The organism is Bradyrhizobium sp. SBR1B (assembly GCF_014198205.1).
In the GTDB taxonomy this organism is placed as follows: Bacteria; Pseudomonadota; Alphaproteobacteria; order Rhizobiales; family Xanthobacteraceae; genus Bradyrhizobium.
Genome location: NZ_JACIHC010000027.1, coordinates 1 through 17,203 on the forward strand (window position 1 = coordinate 1; position 17,203 = coordinate 17,203).

Consider the following 17,203-nt stretch of genomic DNA (forward strand, 5'->3'; position numbering starts at 1 on the left):
CCGCTCCGGGCTCCTTCGCGTCTTCGGACACACCCGCATGAACGCGAGGGACTTAAGCGAAATGACCTAAACGGGACGACCTCGGGATGCCCCCCTCCGTCGCCCAGTCACCATGATCGATGCCCCATGCACACACAACAAGAGAACGCTCCGAAACGGGCCTATGAAGCTTGTTTTCGGACAGGTGTTGCACAAAAATCACGCAACTTCTTGAGAGGAATTGTCGTTTAAGCTATTGTTAGGTATGACGATTCTAGCGCTCACAGCTGCGTGAGTGCTTCGCCGACGAACGGGCCCCCAAGGCGGGAACATGCACGTCTAGTGCACCTGGAAGGCGGGGAATCGATTTGCTCTTGGGAACGAATCGAGTGTCCGTTTCGACGGCGCAGCGCAGCCAGCCATTCGGATCCAGGATCACGATGTCTAAAGAGAGCAGCAAAAAGATCTCAGCGGCGCCAAGTTGGCTTGGCCTCACTCAAAACCGGTCGTCTTTCGTGTTCCTCCCGGATCGGGCCGAAACCGTGCGAAAGATTTTCCAACTCGCGATCGGCGGGATGGGCAGCTACGCCATCGCGAATTATCTCGACGAACAAAAGGTGTCGACCTTCACCCGATCGCTTAACTGGGACAACACCACCATAGACTCCATGCTCCGGAACAGGGCGACCTACGGCGAATACCAACCGAAGTCCTTCGCCGCAGGTCATAAGAAGGGTATCCCGAGCGGCCCTCCCATTTCCGGCTATTACCCTGCAGTCATAGACAAGGCCACTTTTGATGCTGCGCAGGCCGCACGCCAACAGAATCTGGCGCATCGTGGCCGCAAAGGAAAAGACCTCGCGAACATCTTCGGTGGTTTGTGCTCGTGCGCCTATTGCGGTGGCGAGGTCATCTTCCATAGGATCTCAAACGTGCAGGTTCTGGTGTGCGAGCAGGTTTTGTACGATAGTGCATGCAGCCGCTCCGCCTGGACGTACAAGGATTTCGAGACCACCGTTCTCGCCTTTTTAGCTCACCCGGCCTTGCTCGACAAAATGGGGGAGGAGCAAAGGACGTCGCTGCTCGGTCTTGCGGAAGAGATCAACAGTCTCTCGTCAGACGGCGATCGACGTTACACCAGAAGAGTGAATATAACCATCTTGCTCAAGCAGATTGTCGACAGTCTGATCGTTCACAGCGCCGGCGACTTCAGCCTGCCCAGACACTCCTCAGCTCAAATTCGGAAGGACATGGACGGCAGATTTGTCGAGATTCAATTACGAGATGGCCCATATTACCGCTGTATTTCAATTAACTGAGACGCCGCGGCGGCTTCGTCGGGTATTTATTCTCCTGCAAAGGCTTTGTGCGCGTACTCATTAACCGCCCGCCCGCGCGATGTCCGCTTCTCACCCTAATGGCAGCACAAAAGCGGAGACTGCCTGACTTCCGGGTTGGGCCAAAAGGTGACATTGTGGGAAGGGAACGAGGCCGCCAATGAAGCGGCCTCCATTCATCTTCTGGCGTAGCTTCCTGATGATCTCGCGGAGGTCATTGACGTACCTCTCGATCACGCCCTTCGCTTCGTCCAACCGTGACGGCTTGGCTTCCTTATCCTCAGTCTGTTTGTCGGTCCCGGCCATGGGCCGATGGAACGCCGCGCGGAGGCCGATACCTTTTGAGATAGATCAAGGGAGAGCGGGCAATTGAGCCGAACTTACTTCGGCGGCTGTAACCCCGGTGAGTTAAGCCACTCGCTCACGTGCGAGCCGGTCTCGCACTGGCGGGCCTTGCGCATCAGATGCTCTCGCTCAAGGCCATGCGGGAGAGCCTGGGCCTCCTCGCGAAGCCGGTCAGCCTCAAGGGCCAAGCGATCTTCCAAAGGCACTGCTTGTTTGAATCGACGCCGACGCGCTGTCATGGCGCGCTCCTTTCCAATTGAGGAAGGCGGGAGCGCTACGGTGCGTTCTCATCACCGATAAATACCTAGAGCCTTGCGGTGATGGCTTCTAACGTTCCTGTAAGGGAAGGGTTGCTGGGGTTCCGGACAAATTGCGCTTCGCATCGCAGCAAAGGTCGGTCACCGTCCGCCATGGGTCAAAATACGACGAACTCAGGCAAATCTGGTCCGGTTCGCTGCGATGAGCGGACCTTCGTTAGACGCGGCGCAACTTCGCAGATGGGCCACAAGCGGAGATGCAGATGAGTAGCCGCAACTCGCAAGCGCCCCAAACGAACCTCCCGTCAGGGCAGACAGGGGCATCTCTAAGCGATTTGATCAATCAGCCGGGCGTATGCTTCCATCTGGTCTGCGAACATCTCTACAATGCCCGCAGTCGCGGGAGGCAACTCAAGGGCGAGCTGCCTTAACTCCGTGAGATCGGCCTGGATTTTAACAAGTAGTTCGAGTGACGACTGTATCATTTCGGCGGCTGCAGGCCGGGGGACTGAACCCCAATCACTCAAGTGCATGTCTACTTCGGCAATTCTGGCTCGCCTGAGCAAGCTTTCACGTTCTGCTCCAGCGGGCATTTGACTGGCCTGCTCTTTGAGCTTGGCTGCCTGTTCTGCCATTCGTTCTTCAAGGGAGCGGGTCTGTTTCATTCTCTGGCGCGGCTGGCTCATAGCGCGCTCCTTGAGCAGTTAACGACCAATCCTTACCCCAAATACACGACGAAGTCATTGCTGGCCTTCGTCAGATGCGCCTTCTGACTTGGTTTGATCACGCCGACGCCGAATCCTCTATCCGCAGAACTTAGAGCCCAACCAAGCTTCCCAACACGGAGCCGGTAACACCGAGCCGTCTCCTGCTTCGCAATCGAGCGAAGCCACCTAATCTCTTCCATGATGCGCAGGCTGGTAGCGATCACTTCGTCGGCGCGGCAACAGGTCATCCATTCCCTTATAAGCTGGGCGACGCAGTGCGTTCCAAACAAAAACGGATTCAACTTCGACGCTTGGAGTCAAATACGGACCGCATTCGTCCGGTTGCTATCTAACCAGGCCCTTGACCGAATAGTGGCGTGCTGCCCTGAGCCCGGCCCAAGCCTTAGCGGCTTGCCTCTCACCGCCCTCCGCGGAATCACTCAGCGCGAAGCCCACCTAATTGCTTGGTCATGCCCCGAACCGCTCGACGCCCTGCGCCCACCCCGACGGACGGCCGATGAAAATCACTTTCGGCCAGATGCGCGCGATGGGCCTGAGCGGCATCTTGGTCTATTGTCACTGCGGCCACCATGTCGCCCTGGACGGGGCCGCCTGGCAGGACAAGGTGCGACTGTCAGACATCGAGCCTCGCTTCGTATGTCAGGGCTGCGGCGCGCGGGATGCCGAAGTCCGGCCCGACTTCGAGCGAGGTAATCCGAAGATGGCGATCACGGGCCACGAGAATAATAAACGATGACAACGTTCGCGGCCTCACGGCCCTACGCAGATCCTGTCGCCGCCGCCCGGCAGCTCATCCAGCTCGCCGCCAGCGTGGAGCCCGTTCAGGACGGGCGCATTCATACCGAGAAGATCAATGCTCCATTCCTCTTCACCCTGAAAGGCAGCGCATCAGAGTACCGTGCTGGCTTAGAATATGCGCTTAGGAAGGGCTGGCTCGAGCTGCACGAGAGCGGCACCTATGTCCGGCTACTTACGACTGTCGAGATGCTGGCCGCTCGTTGAACTCTGTCACTTACTCGTACTCGCGTACTTGCGTTCTCGCGGCTTTCGACGGAACCTCTCGTGGTCTGCGCGATTTGCCGCTAATGAGCGACAATCGCGCAATGAACATCCTCCGCGAATTGCACGCAGCCGAGGAGGAGTTGGTCGGGAAAGCGGTCGCGCTGACCGACGGCAAAGCTGGCACGATTGTCCACGTATTCCTCGACGACGCGCATGGGCTGCGCATCTCAATCAGCGGACATGACGGTAAATGGCCGATCTCAACAGTGAAGCACATTCAGAGCTGAGCATTGTACCAGCCAACTCATTTCTCAGCGGATCGGGCGAGTTGTTCGAGGCCTTTGCGCGATCGGGCTATCACGCTGCTGTCGAGACAACCCTGGGCTCATGAACCGCATCGCCAGGTTTGCGCGCCGCACCAACGATTCTGCGCTCGGCCTTGGCCGCTCGGTCTCGAAGCATTTCTAGTTCGGAAAGTTGGGTAGCAATTTCCTCACGATAGCGGCATAGAGCGAAGGTACAATTATCCAATTGCGCACGTTCATCTATTGCACGCGCTTTTATTTAGTCGAGTTGGCCCACCGGGACCGTCGGTGAGCGAGGTGGAGTTACCAGCGGTTCCTAGGTAGATTCGCAAATGTCGCGAAGCAGTGATCCTTGGCGTCGACGTCATCTCCAACTCCCCTGCACTCCCGCAAGCATGAGGCACGAGGTGCAGCTTCACGCCTTCGATATCCTCGCCATACGCGGCGACGACCTGCGCTCATTGTCCCTTCACATGCTGAAGACCAACCTGGAGCAGCTACTGGCTCGCCGCCGGACGGGATAACGGTGGCGCCATTCGAGCGCAGGGCGATCGGCCCTGACCTGTTTCGAGCTGCCTGCCGGATCGGCCTGGAAGGACCGGTGTCCAAACATCGATCGGCCGTACCGCGGCGGGCGGCAAGACGTACTGGATCAAGACGGAAGACCGGAGCCATGGGGTCGGGAAATGTGAGTGCGTGCGGCAATAAGCACGCTGCAGTGTCTCGCGATTCTTAGGAACCCTCTCTTAAGCCTATGCTTAAGCGATCATTATGTTGGTTCTTTCGCCAGAGGTACGTAGGATTCTGCGTAAGGCCCGGATCTACGGGTACCTGATCGAGCGAAACGACCAGATCTATCAGTTGGCCGCCTTTCATCCGGTTTGCACGAAATCGTTTGCACTCCGCATGGTCGAGGGCGGTTGGCTGACAAAGAACGGCGATCGATACGAGTTGACTATCCAGGGGCGTGAAGCGCCGGATTGAACTCCGGAAGGGCAACGTGGCGCTCGCTGCTAGGTGTTCCTGGATCCGCCGAGGACCTTACGCAAATCGGGGCGTTCCCAAAATTCAAATTGCGGTAGACCAACCGGCCCCAGCCTGGAGGTTTTTCCGGATCGAAAGACGAGCTGGGACCGAGAGGTCTGCCGCTGTCTGGTCGGCAAACGCAGCTTCATCCCAAATAATCATCCCCCGCGGATTTTGTGAATCCTTGACCCTGAAATCTCCTCCGTCACATATTCTGACTGAACCTATTAACTATTTAATATATTTAATTGTGGATTAAATATTATATCAGTTGCGTACCCTAGGAGGGTCGGAATGGTAGAACAAGAAGATGACGATCGGCGGGAATTTCTGAAGACCTGCGGCAAGTTCGCCGTTGTAACTCCCCCTACCATCACAGCATTGCTGTCGACCTCCCTGACTAGCCCAGCCATCGCGCATTCCGGCGGCGGCCTGAAGCATGGCCCTCGGGGCAACAATGGTTACGGCAATGGAGGGGGCGATGGTAGCCCCAACGGCAAACCCGACAAGAACCGGTGACCTGAGGCAGGGCCGGGAGCGCTTGGCGTACTGCCTCGTTTTCCCGATCCCCATCCCCCAGAACACCCCGGCAGGCCCCAGCTCCGACACCCTGCCCCGCGGAGCTGGGGCCATTTCTGTAAGGCCTTGAGCCGTATTTTCGCACGCAATCGTGACCGGTACCTTCCGCGCGAGCTTGGGTGCATTGCCATATTTTCCCGATGCGTTTGAATGAAGCTGATACACTCCCAAGGTGCATGGCATATCGGGAGCAACTTCATTGACTGACGAAATTCCATCGCCCAGCCGATTTTTCGTTCGAATCGGGGGCAAGGGATGGATGGTCTACGATCGCGAACGCAAAGGCCCAGCACTGATCGGGACCGGTTGGGCGGCCAATTTAACCAAGGAGCAAGCCGAACAAGTGCTGCGTTCGCTTACTGCGGATAAGCCGCCCACTAAAGCTGACAGAGACCCGCCGGCGTGAACCGGCAGCAATAATGTACAGTTGGTCCAAGTATTCCTTGCGAATAGGCGCACGGTCGGAAAAAATAAGCGGCGCGCCTTTTTCGAGGCTGCGCCGAACGGCCTCAGCATCTGAGCCAGCCCCGAACTGCCCGGGGCCGTTTGCTATCCTGTCACAAACCTGTGGCACGGCTATTGCTGAGCTTGGCCAACTGGGATTTCAGCGCTCAGTTCGAGAATAAATGCTGCCGGGACATTCATTTCGAGCCCGGCAGCGTTCTACTTCGAGACGCGCGGGACAGTTGCCAGCGTAAACTAAATGAACGGCCTCAGCTCCCGCTGAGCTGAGGCCGTGGGCATTGCTCCGGTTTCAGGGGGGCTCTGGGACACCGGAGCAGAGAAGCAATCACTTCAAGTTGCCACTTGTTCCCGACTCGTAAACGCTGTGCGAAATCTTATCTCCGGCCCATGCGTATGGCGTATGAGCTCTGCCTGGCGACCGCCGCCAAGCAAGTCCCCGCGGGACCCGATTGGATTCACGAAGTAAAGCCCGACGGCTACCGGATGCTAGTCATCCGGGAGGACGAACGCGTTCGCCTCCTCTCGCGAAACGGCACTGACTGGACGAAGCGTTATCCCTGGATTGCTGAGGCGGCGCTGAAGAGCCGTCAAGGGCGCTTTGTGATCGATGGGGAGGCCGTAATTCTTGGGGTGGACGGCGTCTCCGACTTCAACGCGCTGCACAGCCGCAAGCATGATCACGAAGTTCAGCTATACGCCTTCGACATTCTTGCGATGGGCGGCGAGGACTTGCGCACTCTACCTCTGCACGTCCGTACGACAAACCTAGAGAGGCTATTGGCACGGCCACCCGACGGGATCACGGTGGCACCGTTCGAGCGCGGCGAGATTGGTCCCGACCTCTTCCGGGCGGCGTGCTGCATGGGCCTAGAGGGCTTAGTCTCCAAACATCGCCATCGGCCGTACCGTGGCGGCCGGCAGAAGCATTGGATCAAGGTAAAGAACCGGAGCCATCCCGCCATGGAGCGCGAGCTTTAGCGGTCTCGACCGCAGCAGATCAAAAGAATGCTTCCGGCCCGCCCGTCGCCGCAGTACCCGCCTGACATTTGTCTCCTGCAAGGGTCGCCGTCCTACTGCACGGTCGAGCGCCCTCAACTATTCAGGGCGTCCGAGCGCAATTCTCCTCTCTGAGGGGCGAGTACCGGGTCGGCGCCATCTGATCGGCCCGGGGAAGCGATTGGCGATGCTCAAGGCGCGTTCCTCATCCGTCTCAAGAGCTACTTTCTGAGCTAACATGACATCGCCCTCGACCAAGCCACCCAACGGGACGAAGCACCAGCCTGTGCCGAGCCGCCCATATTCGTCGATCTCGTTGACGTTGCCGGACGTGCCTCGCCGGATGCGGTACCGCTTTCCGGTATCGCACCCCACGACGTCGAAGTACCCCTTCCTCTCGAACTCGAGCCTTTGCTGGGGCGAAAGCCAAGAACGCAGCAGTAGCAGCGCGCGAGCCTGAACCGTTTTTTCCTCCTTTGCTGCTTGATAAAGCGTACCAACAGCCATGCTCCGAAAAGTCCACGGGCCGATGCGACCAAACCCTCTCTTCACTGGTCCTCACCCGCCCACGAGCCGCGGGAAAAACAATGTCTCTTCGGCGGCCGGATCGAACCCGGTGATCCTGGTTACCTCACCGGGCCCCTTCCGCACCGCCGCGGTATAGCCTTTGTTGGTAAATTGCACAAAAAGCCTCTCCGCCTCTACCAACGCTTCTGCGTTGGAGTTGTCGAAGAAGTGCCGGCTGTCGCCGCTATGATCCATCACGATTTGCACTGCCATGCTCAGACTCCCGATTGCACATCACAAGCAATGTGGAATGCGAGCGCTCGTTCCTAACGACACCTTCTATTGCTCTGCATCAAGAGCACGGGACGGTGTCATGGCTTGTCCAACGTCCCTGACGATCGCCGCAGCTTGGTCGAGGCTCGACCAATATCTACAGGATCTCGGAGACGCCCGGCGGAGCAGTGCTGGGCTCTAAACCAAACGGGTGCGTGCTGCTGGCGCAGCGCCTAATACCGCAGCAGGTTAGTTTCAGCCTATTCTGACCCCACTTTATGAGCCGTGTACGTCCGTTCAACCGCCTCGGGAGCGGGCCCTATTCTCCATGCCGGACGGGCGGCTGAAGCAGACAGCGAAGCCGGACGAAATGGCGGCGGACAGGCTTCGCCAGCCCCCCTAAAGATTCAGCGCGCCCTGATCGGAGCAGTCTAGCCCAAATACGACTCGTCCTTCGCGCGCGACGCCAGCTGGGCCTCAATCCTTTTGATCTCTGCTTGGTTGCTCGCAATGAAGTCGGCAAGTTCATCGCGAGACATCTCGGAAAGCGACTTCTGCTGAGAGGTGGCACCTCTGCGGGTTGGCGCGATGGGCCCTGCCCGATCAACACCTTGGTAGAGAGGTCTGCTCGGACGCGGGCACTAACTTTGAGTCCTGAAGCGAGGACTTTTGCAACCCCATAGGCCAGCGGCGCCTCAACAACCGCTAGGTCAGGCTGGATGGCCGCCACGTCAATGTGAGCCGACAATGCCCGCTCCGTGCACACGCGTGGTGCACTGACATATGTTGAGACTCATCAATGTTTCAGTCGGTAGACGCCTCCGAGGCTAACCAACCTGTGTGCTTGGCTTGTTGGTCGTTGCCGACCGAGGTTCCTGTTTGCAGTTTGAACCAGCGGTTCTTCGCTGACCGCCCGTCAACTCCACGAAGCTGCCTGGGGAGGTGTGTCCGGGCGCAGCATGCCTAGTCCCGGTAGCGGCAAAATTCGTCACCATTTTCATATTCGAAGCAAATCTTGATCCGGCGGCGCGGTCTATCCTCGTCCCGGTATCGCAAGTGACGGCCCATATCATCGTCGTCGCGCTGCATTCGCCAATTGCCGCCTGTGGTGCGATGGTCCATGTCTTCCCGTCCCATGTGTCGCTGACGCATGCGGTCCATATCCATCCGATCGTCATCCCGCTGCTGCGCCGTCCAATCTCGCTTGATACGGGTGTCTTCGGCGCTCTTACGATCCTGCTCCCGCACTTGTTCAGACTGCTGTGGTGTACGTTCTGGCTGGACAGGAGTAGTTTGCGCTTCGTTCGATCCGGCGCGGCTTCCTGCTGTTGGGCGAAGGCGAAGCCGGAAACAAAACCACACGAAAGGAAAATAAGAGTAGCTATTGCTGACAAACGCATGGCTCATGCTCCGAGAGAGCTTTCGGCTCAACTATGCGGCTGCCGGTTTGTTTCTAACCAGATCGGTGCGACTTGCTCAGGTCGAGTTCTTCGAACTTTTTGCGCCGCAGCACCCCGCGTCATGATATCTTCTCGACCAGGCGACAAACCAGAGAGCCCGGAAGGCTGAACTCCGTGTTTGCCCGTGTCTCGCATCCGCAAAGTGCGCTCTTCCTTCGGTCAGGGAATAAGTTCAAGGCTCTTCGCCCTTCTGTCGCAAGCTAGAGCCTTTCATCGCTAAGGTGGAGATACTCTGGCGTGAAGTCCGCCAGTTCCTCCAGCTCTTCCGTCGGAGCAGCGTCAACGTTCGTCTATCCCACTCAACGAGTCGAAGTTGTCTTAGCTCCTGGATGGTGCGATTGGCATCCACGACGGATAAACCGCAGGGATCCGCGATGTGCTGCTGGGTGACTGGACATAAAAGCTGGCGCCCTCCAGCAATCCCAGGACTTCCAGCCGCGGCCGCAAGCTCGCAGATGAGATGCCGCACTCGTGAGCGCGCGTCGCGGGCAAGGCTTGCAGTCGATCGCGGTGGCTCGCGCATCCACCAGCGTCTCGCGCCAGAGCGCGTGAATAAGCCAGGAAGAGTTAGGCCGTGTACCCATGGACCCAGCGGCAGATGCGAAGTCAATTTCCGCTTTGCCCTGTAGCGGCCGGAGTCGTGCGGCAGCGCAAAATGCGATGATGCATTCGCGACGTTTAGCGCGGCCCCGGCGGGTACTCTTCCCGTTGCCGCCCGCATTTTGTAAATGAGTAATCGAGGTCAGGTTTCAACTGCTCGGCTATTCTGCGTGAACGGGTCGAGGGGCTCATCGTACTATTTGCGGAAGTGCAGACACTCCGCGGCGCCTGCGAGCCGCGAACGCGAGAAGGATTGGTCGGCGCATCCCGAAGGCCGTGCGGAGAAGGAGAGTCCTTCGACGGTGATAGCTACCGTTCAATGCAACGATCGCGCGTCCGCGCTTCGACATTGGCGCAACCGCATCAGGTCGCTTAACGAGCATCTGCATGCATCCTTTGTCCGCAACACCGAAGCATTGGAGCAACAGTTTCCCGGCACCTTGACCAGTGCGCGATTGTTAATTTGCGTCGTGTGAGCGACTCAGTCCTCCTTTCTGCACGAAGCAGACAAACCTAGGGGGCGGGGAATGATCGTACGCGCGGGGGCCACTGTTACGTTGCTGCTGTTGCCGCTGGGGTCCGATGCCTTCGCTTCCCGTCACCACAGGCCCACAACGCGCATATCTTGCAGTGAGGTCAGATACTACGTCGCAAAATACTCGGCAGCCGTCGCCGAGATGTACGCTCGAAATCATGGCGCTACCGACGCACAGATCGAGCGGGCGCGACGTTGCTTGGCGTCAAACGAGACTGCCGAAACCGACCGACCACGCGCTTATAACGATTGAAGTTGATCGCCCCCAGAAACCGGATGACGGCGGCCCGTCCTTGCATTCGCACCCATGGCACGAGCACAATGAATCCATCGCACCGCCAGATTTGGGCCGTATAGCTGCCTAGGTCGGTGCAAAGGGTCATCCCGGGTGGGCGCAACACCGGGAGTTTTCGATGTCCGGTTCTTTGCGATTGTGCTTCGTCAGTTTCGTTCTTCTTGAAACTCTCACGGCGCCTGCGTCCTCCAATCCTCTTGCGGATCTCTTCAACACTGCTGCAGCCCCACCTCCGGTGACTGCTCCGCCGCAAGCAGAATGCGTGGGACGCCCCGGCAACTCGGCTCCCGACGGCCAACATTGGGTCTATCGACTGGATGGGCATCGCAAATGCTGGTTCCTGACCGAGGGCACCGCGAAAATGAAGAAGATCGCTCGTCGCGCCCCCAAACCTGCCACGGCCAGTTTAGACGAGAGCGGGACCGCGCGGCCCAGGCAGAGCGGGGTCCTCGATGCGCGCGCGGAGTTGCTGCGTTCCGCACCCGCCTTGCCTTCTCAGCCGCCTCGCGCACAGCTCAAGGTAGCTGATGCTGACCCTGATCTCGGTACAAGCACTGCTCTGGCATCGGCCGCTCTCATTGCCCAGCACAGGCGCCAGACCATGCCCTTCGGACCGAACCAAAATCAAGTCGACGTTGAGCAACTTCTAGCGGCCGCGCCGGCCAACGATGTGGTAACTTCGTCCGAACTTCAGAGCGTTCCGGTCGGCGTACGCCTCGCTAAAGCCGATGGCGAGGCGACCAGCCGGACGGCAACTTGGCTCGGCGTACTGCTGATGATGCTAGGGATGCTTTCCATCCTAAGCACGAGCCGCTCGGTTCGGCATGCGGTGAGATTGCGCTCCTGAAGCGCGTTGCGCTTGTTGCCGCCAAGGCGAGTCTCGCGCCGAGTTTGCCTAGGTACAGCAAACGGCAACCTCAGAGCGGACATTCTCGCGATGGCGGGTAGTGGACGTCTCGGTCCAACTCTCGCAACAGTCGATGCAAGAAGTCGCTGGCGTGGTTATATTGTGCGTCGCCGTCCAAGATCTGATGAGCGAGCGGTGACATTATGTTGCCAACAGCCTCAGGGCCAATCAGCTCGGTCCGTGATGACCACAAGTCTAACAGACGATCGGGGATGTGGTCACTCGATCCAAATAGTTTGAGGAGCCGGCCTTCGGCGGCGCCGTTATGATCATGCTGGGCTTTGGCCGCATAGAACGCGAACAACCGACGAAAGGCGTCACGGGAAACGGAAGGCTTAGCCATCGCAATGTCCCCCAAAGAGTTTTATGAATGTTCGAAATCTGGAGCTGCGTGGAACCCATTCCTTCAAAATACTCGCGCGAAGATTCTACAGCAGACCGGGAAAAAGTGGCAAGCCCTTTATTGATGTTAGATGTGGCCGACTGCGTAAGCCTTTATTTGGCATCGCAATCCGCCTTGTTCATTTTTCATAATGTTGGCGCGTCAAAGCGCGTCCATCCCCCCGCGAGTGCCTAACGGCAACACGCTATGCCAATCTCGCCAGCAAGCGTTGCAATGTCAGAATCCGAACCGACCAAAGGTTCGGATTGCTCTCTAGTTCGTCCGTTGCTGAGCACCGAACCATATTGGCGATCAGTCCGGCGCAAATGCCGGCCTTTTCGTCGAGCTCCATCCCTTGGACAACGCGCGTCGGCCGCCGAACTATACTAGCGATCTGGATTGCACGACGCACTGGCTACGCGGCTCACTTCTCGAACACGCTATCATTTCCCTTGAGCGCCGCGTTCGTCTCCCCGTCAGGAACCTGCTCCGGGCGATAGCGCACCTCGCGTGGACGCGGCGGCGGCCGCTCGGAAGGATTGCGACCGATCTTAGCCTGAAGCTCGATGAGTTCGGTGAACACGTCTGCTTGGCGTCTTAGCTCGTCCGCGATCATAGGCGGACGGCTGGCGATCGTGGAGATCACGGTGACACGGACGCCGCGCCGCTGCACGGCCTCCACCAGGGAGCGGAAGTCACCATCACCGGAGAACAGCACCATCTGGTCTATGTGCTCAGCGAGCCTCATCGCGTCGATAGCAAGTTCAATGCTCATGTTGCTCTTGACCTTACGACGGCCGGAGGCGTCGATGAATTCCTTGCTCACCTTGGTGACGACGGTGTAGCCGTTATAGTCCAGCCAGTCGATCAGAGGGCGCATCGACGAGGATTCCTGATCCTCGATGGTCGCTGTGTAATAAAACGCCCGCAGAAGTGTGCCGCGACTCTGAAATTCGCTGAGTAGGCGCTTGTAATCGATATCGAAGCCGAGCGCCCTCGTTGAGGCATAGAGATTGGCCCCGTCGATGAAGAGCGCAATCTTATCGGAAGATGACATGACCGGCGATCTCTGGAGCGCGAAGTGCCACGCTGCGGGTTCAGCATCTGAACCCGTCAATGAGGCGACACCCAAAGCCTTTCATCGAAGCTTGACCTCATAACGGTATACCGTGGTCCTTTAACCTTCAAACAGTTTTGCGGCTGCCGATGGTTAATTCGTAACCTCCTTACCCCAGGACAGATTGGGTCAGCACCATCGCTTGTTCACCGATGCCCCGCACTTTCTGCGGTGCAATGTGAGCACGCCCGGTTTTAGATGGCGTGCACAACCGCAGGCTATTCTTAGAGGGGGAGTGCCATGATAGATATGGAAACCATCTGAAGCGCGCCATTGTAGCGCTCGTCGGCCTTGGTGCTAATCAGACTGACAAGGCGATCTATCCGTTCAAGTCGCCGATGCGGATGGCAAACGGGTCCTAGCGGAAAGCTCACGCTTACCAGCCGCCCGAAGGCGTTCAGCCAATTGTTGCCATTCGGCGCATTGCGAAGTGCCCTGCTCTTTGGGCGCGGTGGTCGCGGCCCCGCAAAATCTGTAGCTTCTCATCGTGGCTACTCACGCGAATCTTAGGCTACCTGCCGGAAAATTGCATTCTAACCAAACCCTTCGCCGTTCCCGTTTGGGGAAGTGGATATCCTCTGGATCTCGATGATGTGGGATGTACCGCCGCTAAGTCTGCTTTGCACCAAGCCCGCTAACAACGGCCGCTTCGGCTTTTGACCCAAGGCCGAAATAGGCCCGTCTCACTTGCGGAAGTGGATTGCGAGGCAAAGCCTACGAGCTAGAGCGGCTCCAAAGCTTGTCATGGGACTGACAGAAAAGAAAAAGCCCATAGGCGGCTAGTTCAGACCTTCTTCTGCTACTTCTGGAGGGCGTCAGCGGCATCCCGCGCCGCGTCCTTCACATCGCCCGCAGCGTTATGGGCGGAGCCCTTGGCCTTGTCCATCTTGCCTTCGGCTTCCAGGTTCTTGTCTCCGGTAAGCTTGCCAGCCCCCTGTTTGATCGCCCCCTTTGTTTTGTCGGCGGCGCCCTTCACATGTTCACGGTCCATGATCGTATCCTTTCTTGTCCGTAAGACGAGCACAACGAAACCGTTGCGCGGTCGTTCCTGCGAGACGCGGTACCGCCGTTGCGCACTAAGACTTGGCTGTAGCGGCGGATGAAGAACACAGATTGCACTCTGTCCTGCTTACTACTGCATGAGATGTGTCAACGCAGCAGTCACAAGTTTTCATCAGTCGGGCGGAAATGTTCGGGTATGCGCACGTTGATCAAGCGGCGGGGCTAGGTGGAGAAACAGCCATGCGATACTTATCTGCGGCATTGCTTGTCGCACTTCCAGTGATGTCGCTACCTGCTGCCGCCCAGAAGCAAACGGAGACGACGTCTCAATCCGGTGCTGCTCAAAACGTGCAAACTGAAGCTGAAAAGGGCATTAAATCCCGCAATTCCGGCGAATCCGGCTATGTTGGCAACCAGGACCGGCCTGGCGCGGCTTCTCACGTACCGGGAGAGCCAAGGAACACGAGCGGGGCGACAACCGGTAGTAGTGCGCCCGGCAATCCATCAAACATCAATAGTTCGCAGGCCGACTACAACGCTTCCTTGAAGGACGGCTCCGCGCCGAAGAAATAGCCTTCGGGGACCGCCTTAGAAAACGAGATGGCCCGCGATCCGCCAGCGGCACAAGGAGTGAACCCGCGAGAACGTTAGGCGGGTTTCTTTGCTTGCGCAGGGCGGTTTGCCTCTTTTGGAGATGTCGGCCGTTGGCTCTTAGGCGACCTGTCGTGCCGTCCGCCACGTCGTCAGCTTCTCACACGTTGCTGACCTCGGACCACTCCGCATCGGGATGTTCCCTCAAGTAGTCACTCGAAAGCGACCCTAAGTAGGAACGGACGCAAACTCCTCTTGTTTGTGATGCATCGCGCGCCCGCCAAGCGGCCAACAGCGGACTGCGATTTGCCGCCGGAAAGCGCGGTTCGCCATGAACGTGGAGCGGTCGCGTATTTCCCGACGGCATCCGTTGCCGGCCTATCGGTCCTCGGGCTGAGCGGTCTTCTGCTTCCCGCCGCCTACGCACAGCACAAGGCACAGCCGAAGCACCAGGAGACTACAGGCGTTGGAGTCCATACTCGCGAAGTGAAGGATGAAGATATTTTTCAGTTCGCGTTGAATCTGGAATACATGGAAGCTGAGTTTTATCTGCGGGCCACAACGGGAAATGGCATCGACGATAGTGATGCCGGTTCTGATGCGGCGCGGGTCGTCGGCGGACACGAAGCCAAGTTCCAGAAGCCGGAAATCCGCGAATTCGTCGAGGAGCTGGCGGAGAACGAGCTTGCCCATGTGCGTTTCTATCGCAAAACGCTGGGCAGGATGGCGGTGTCGCTCCCGGCCATCGATTTCGATGCCGGCTTCAAGGCAGCTGCGCTTGCAGCCGGCCTCCCTGCCGACTTCGACCCGTTTGCCGATGACATGAGCGTCCTGCTCGGTGGCATGCTGTTTGAGGACGTGGGCGTGACCGCCTATGCTGGGGCCGCGCCGCTGATCAAGAGCAAGGAGTTCGTCGAGGCGGCGGCCGGCATTCTTGCGGTCGAGGCCTACCACATGGGCATGGCGCGCTCGCAGCTTTATTTGATGGGCGAAAAGGCCTGGAATTCGGCCAACGTGATCTCGGAGGCTCGCGACAAAGTGGATGGTCGAGAGGATAAGGACCAAGGCATCCGGATGAACGGCAAAGCCAACGTCGTGCCGTCTACGCCCGACGCCATTGCGTTCCGCCGCACGCCTCAGGAGGTGTTGCACATCGTCTATTTGACCGAGCAGCAAGGCGTTAGCAAAGGTGGCTTCTATCCGAACGGAATGAACGGCGTGCTCAAGTCCACCTAGGCCGCCACAGCGAACAGGCCAGCCGAGCTGGGCGGCCGGCCGAGACTCCGAGCGCCCAGATAACCAGATAAAGGGCCGCCGGATTGTGCCTCTGCGCCTCTTGCGATCGCGATTGCGAGATGATCGTCAGTAGCCACTCTTGGAGCTCGTGCCTGTAGTTTGGCCTGGAGCATAACCGGATGCGCCAGGATATCCCTTCTTGCTACCTTTGGCGTGCATTTCGTGTCCCGGAGAGTATCCAGATGCGCCCGGGTGGCCTTTCTTAGACCCTTTGGTTTGCATCTCGTGACCCGGCGTCTTGCTCGACATGCCTTGCGCGAATACGGCGGGCGCTGTCCCTATGAGGGCGATAGCAGAAAGTGCAATGATCATCCTCTTCATTTGCATTCCTCTTCTTCGTCAAACACCGCACACTGACCAACGAGATGGAAATTGCGCGCGTTCCATCAACGGCTGTTTAAAAAACTTTCATCGTAGGTTTAGGGCGCAACGCCTGACGTGCGCGTCGCGCCGATCTCATCCAACGGCTGGTTAGGTCGCCACTCTTGTGATTAATGAGCCCCAGCGATCGGCGTTCTCAGTTGCTTGCCGGCGCGGACATTTGAGAGAGTTCGGCGTGCGCTTAGCAGCGGCAGGGAAGCACTTATGACCCGTGACGTGCAGCGGGGGCATCCCACTGTTCGTAGATGGCGTATGTGGCCCAAGGAGCGATTTCGATGCTGATGATCAAGGAGAGGCGGCCCACGATCCGGACGTTGCGCGGCTGGGCGATCTCGGCTGCAGGAGGCAGGCGCCATCCGCGAATGCGAGGAGCACGGCTGGATGCAGGACCTGCCGACCCCGACGCCCGCCAGAGAGCAGTCTCGCCTGCAAATATCCGCCGGCAGGCGTCTCGACCGATCATGCCGTCGCGGCGATCCTCGAAGTGCTCGTTTCCTTGAGACACGTGCTCGGAGTGCCCCGCGAGCGAAAGGGGTCCCGAGGACTGAGCGAAACGGTTCCGACAACTCGGAACGACTTCACCCTAGCGCCGGCGCGCGACCAAGACGCCAACCAAAAAGGCGGCCAAGAGCGAACGCAGCGGGGCATTCATCGCTGTCTCGCGCAAGCGATCCACCAAGCGCAGGGCGACGTCTTGAGAGGGGCGCGGTCCTCGCAAGTCCGCGGCCGTTTTCGCTTCAGTATTCAGCCTGGCCGCAACAGCCAACTCCGCGCCTTCTGGGTCGTTCACCAGGCCGGAGGCTTCCGTCATCGCTGAGGCTTCCTTCATGTCCATGCG

Annotated in this window: 18 protein-coding genes and 1 pseudogene; 10 read left to right on the forward strand and 9 right to left on the reverse strand. The window is 58.5% G+C overall.

Going from position 1 to position 17,203, the window contains the following annotated elements:
• Positions 1 to 368 precede the first annotated feature (368 nt).
• Complete coding sequence (locus GGD61_RS36715; protein WP_312012783.1) at positions 369 to 1,298, forward strand: recombinase family protein; 930 nt, start codon at positions 369 to 371, stop codon at positions 1,296 to 1,298.
• A 946-nt stretch (positions 1,299 to 2,244) separates the two neighbouring features.
• On the opposite strand, the gene GGD61_RS41530 is transcribed toward GGD61_RS36715, so the two are convergent.
• Complete coding sequence (locus tag GGD61_RS41530) at positions 2,245 to 2,604, reverse strand: hypothetical protein (RefSeq protein WP_312012784.1); 360 nt, start codon at positions 2,602 to 2,604, stop codon at positions 2,245 to 2,247.
• Between the two features lie 538 nt (positions 2,605 to 3,142).
• Here GGD61_RS41530 and GGD61_RS36725 point away from each other — a divergent pair.
• From GGD61_RS36725 to GGD61_RS36750, 5 genes are all read left to right on the forward strand, one after another.
• Positions 3,143 to 3,382: a hypothetical protein gene (locus GGD61_RS36725; protein ID WP_183232140.1), complete on the forward strand. Its 240-nt coding sequence runs from the start codon at positions 3,143 to 3,145 to the stop codon at positions 3,380 to 3,382.
• Complete coding sequence (locus tag GGD61_RS36730) at positions 3,379 to 3,648, forward strand: hypothetical protein (RefSeq protein ID WP_183232141.1); 270 nt, start codon at positions 3,379 to 3,381, stop codon at positions 3,646 to 3,648. Before GGD61_RS36725 ends, GGD61_RS36730 begins: the two co-directional genes overlap by 4 nt.
• Positions 3,649 to 3,731: 83 nt before the next feature.
• Positions 3,732 to 3,935, forward strand: a complete 204-nt coding sequence (locus tag GGD61_RS36735) for a PRC-barrel domain containing protein (protein WP_183232142.1) — start codon at positions 3,732 to 3,734, stop codon at positions 3,933 to 3,935.
• A gap of 1,338 nt (positions 3,936 to 5,273) precedes the next feature.
• Positions 5,274 to 5,498: a hypothetical protein gene (locus GGD61_RS36740; protein ID WP_183232143.1), complete on the forward strand. Its 225-nt coding sequence runs from the start codon at positions 5,274 to 5,276 to the stop codon at positions 5,496 to 5,498.
• Between the two features lie 918 nt (positions 5,499 to 6,416).
• Positions 6,417 to 7,001 carry an RNA ligase family protein gene (locus GGD61_RS36750; protein ID WP_183232144.1) on the forward strand — a complete coding sequence of 195 codons (585 nt, stop codon included), beginning with the start codon at positions 6,417 to 6,419 and terminating at the stop codon, positions 6,999 to 7,001.
• 117 nt (positions 7,002 to 7,118) lie between these two features.
• Here the strand turns inward: GGD61_RS36750 and GGD61_RS36755 are convergent, their stop codons facing one another.
• The 5 genes from GGD61_RS36755 to GGD61_RS41725 all read right to left on the reverse strand — a co-directional run bounded on the left by GGD61_RS36755 (position 7,119) and on the right by GGD61_RS41725 (position 9,980).
• Entirely contained in the window at positions 7,119 to 7,526 is a 408-nt protein-coding gene (locus GGD61_RS36755) for a hypothetical protein (RefSeq protein WP_183232145.1), read from the reverse strand.
• A gap of 51 nt (positions 7,527 to 7,577) precedes the next feature.
• Positions 7,578 to 7,799, reverse strand: coding sequence for a hypothetical protein (locus tag GGD61_RS36760; protein ID WP_183232146.1), 222 nt, complete (start codon positions 7,797 to 7,799; stop codon positions 7,578 to 7,580).
• 431 nt (positions 7,800 to 8,230) lie between these two features.
• Entirely contained in the window at positions 8,231 to 8,389 is a 159-nt protein-coding gene (locus tag GGD61_RS41720; protein WP_183232189.1) for a DUF1192 family protein, read from the reverse strand.
• A gap of 373 nt (positions 8,390 to 8,762) precedes the next feature.
• Positions 8,763 to 9,206, reverse strand: a complete 444-nt coding sequence (locus GGD61_RS36770) for a hypothetical protein (RefSeq protein ID WP_183232147.1) — start codon at positions 9,204 to 9,206, stop codon at positions 8,763 to 8,765.
• A gap of 225 nt (positions 9,207 to 9,431) precedes the next feature.
• Positions 9,432 to 9,980: a helix-turn-helix domain-containing protein gene (locus GGD61_RS41725; protein WP_409362486.1), complete on the reverse strand. Its 549-nt coding sequence runs from the start codon at positions 9,978 to 9,980 to the stop codon at positions 9,432 to 9,434.
• Between the two features lie 827 nt (positions 9,981 to 10,807).
• Between GGD61_RS41725 and GGD61_RS36780 the strand changes: the two genes are divergently transcribed.
• A complete protein-coding gene (locus tag GGD61_RS36780) occupies positions 10,808 to 11,536 on the forward strand; it encodes a hypothetical protein (RefSeq protein ID WP_183232149.1) in 729 nt (242 codons plus the stop codon).
• A gap of 866 nt (positions 11,537 to 12,402) precedes the next feature.
• On the opposite strand, the gene GGD61_RS36785 is transcribed toward GGD61_RS36780, so the two are convergent.
• Positions 12,403 to 13,035 (reverse strand): NYN domain-containing protein, encoded by a 633-nt coding sequence (locus GGD61_RS36785; RefSeq protein WP_183232150.1) that lies wholly within the window; start codon positions 13,033 to 13,035, stop codon positions 12,403 to 12,405.
• A gap of 859 nt (positions 13,036 to 13,894) precedes the next feature.
• Positions 13,895 to 14,086, reverse strand: a complete 192-nt coding sequence (locus GGD61_RS36790) for a CsbD family protein (RefSeq protein WP_183232151.1) — start codon at positions 14,084 to 14,086, stop codon at positions 13,895 to 13,897.
• Between the two features lie 251 nt (positions 14,087 to 14,337).
• Between GGD61_RS36790 and GGD61_RS36795 the strand changes: the two genes are divergently transcribed.
• From GGD61_RS36795 to GGD61_RS40905, 3 genes and pseudogenes are all read left to right on the forward strand, one after another.
• On the forward strand, positions 14,338 to 14,670 hold the full coding sequence (locus tag GGD61_RS36795; protein WP_183232152.1) for a hypothetical protein: 333 nt from the start codon (positions 14,338 to 14,340) through the stop codon (positions 14,668 to 14,670).
• Between the two features lie 504 nt (positions 14,671 to 15,174).
• Entirely contained in the window at positions 15,175 to 15,924 is a 750-nt protein-coding gene (locus GGD61_RS36800) for a ferritin-like domain-containing protein (RefSeq protein ID WP_312012786.1), read from the forward strand.
• 716 nt (positions 15,925 to 16,640) lie between these two features.
• A pseudogene (locus tag GGD61_RS40905) lies at positions 16,641 to 16,913 on the forward strand (hypothetical protein).
• 35 nt (positions 16,914 to 16,948) lie between these two features.
• Here GGD61_RS40905 and GGD61_RS36805 read toward each other — a convergent pair.
• Positions 16,949 to 17,200 carry a hypothetical protein gene (locus GGD61_RS36805; protein ID WP_183232153.1) on the reverse strand — a complete coding sequence of 84 codons (252 nt, stop codon included), beginning with the start codon at positions 17,198 to 17,200 and terminating at the stop codon, positions 16,949 to 16,951.
• Positions 17,201 to 17,203 lie beyond the last annotated feature (3 nt).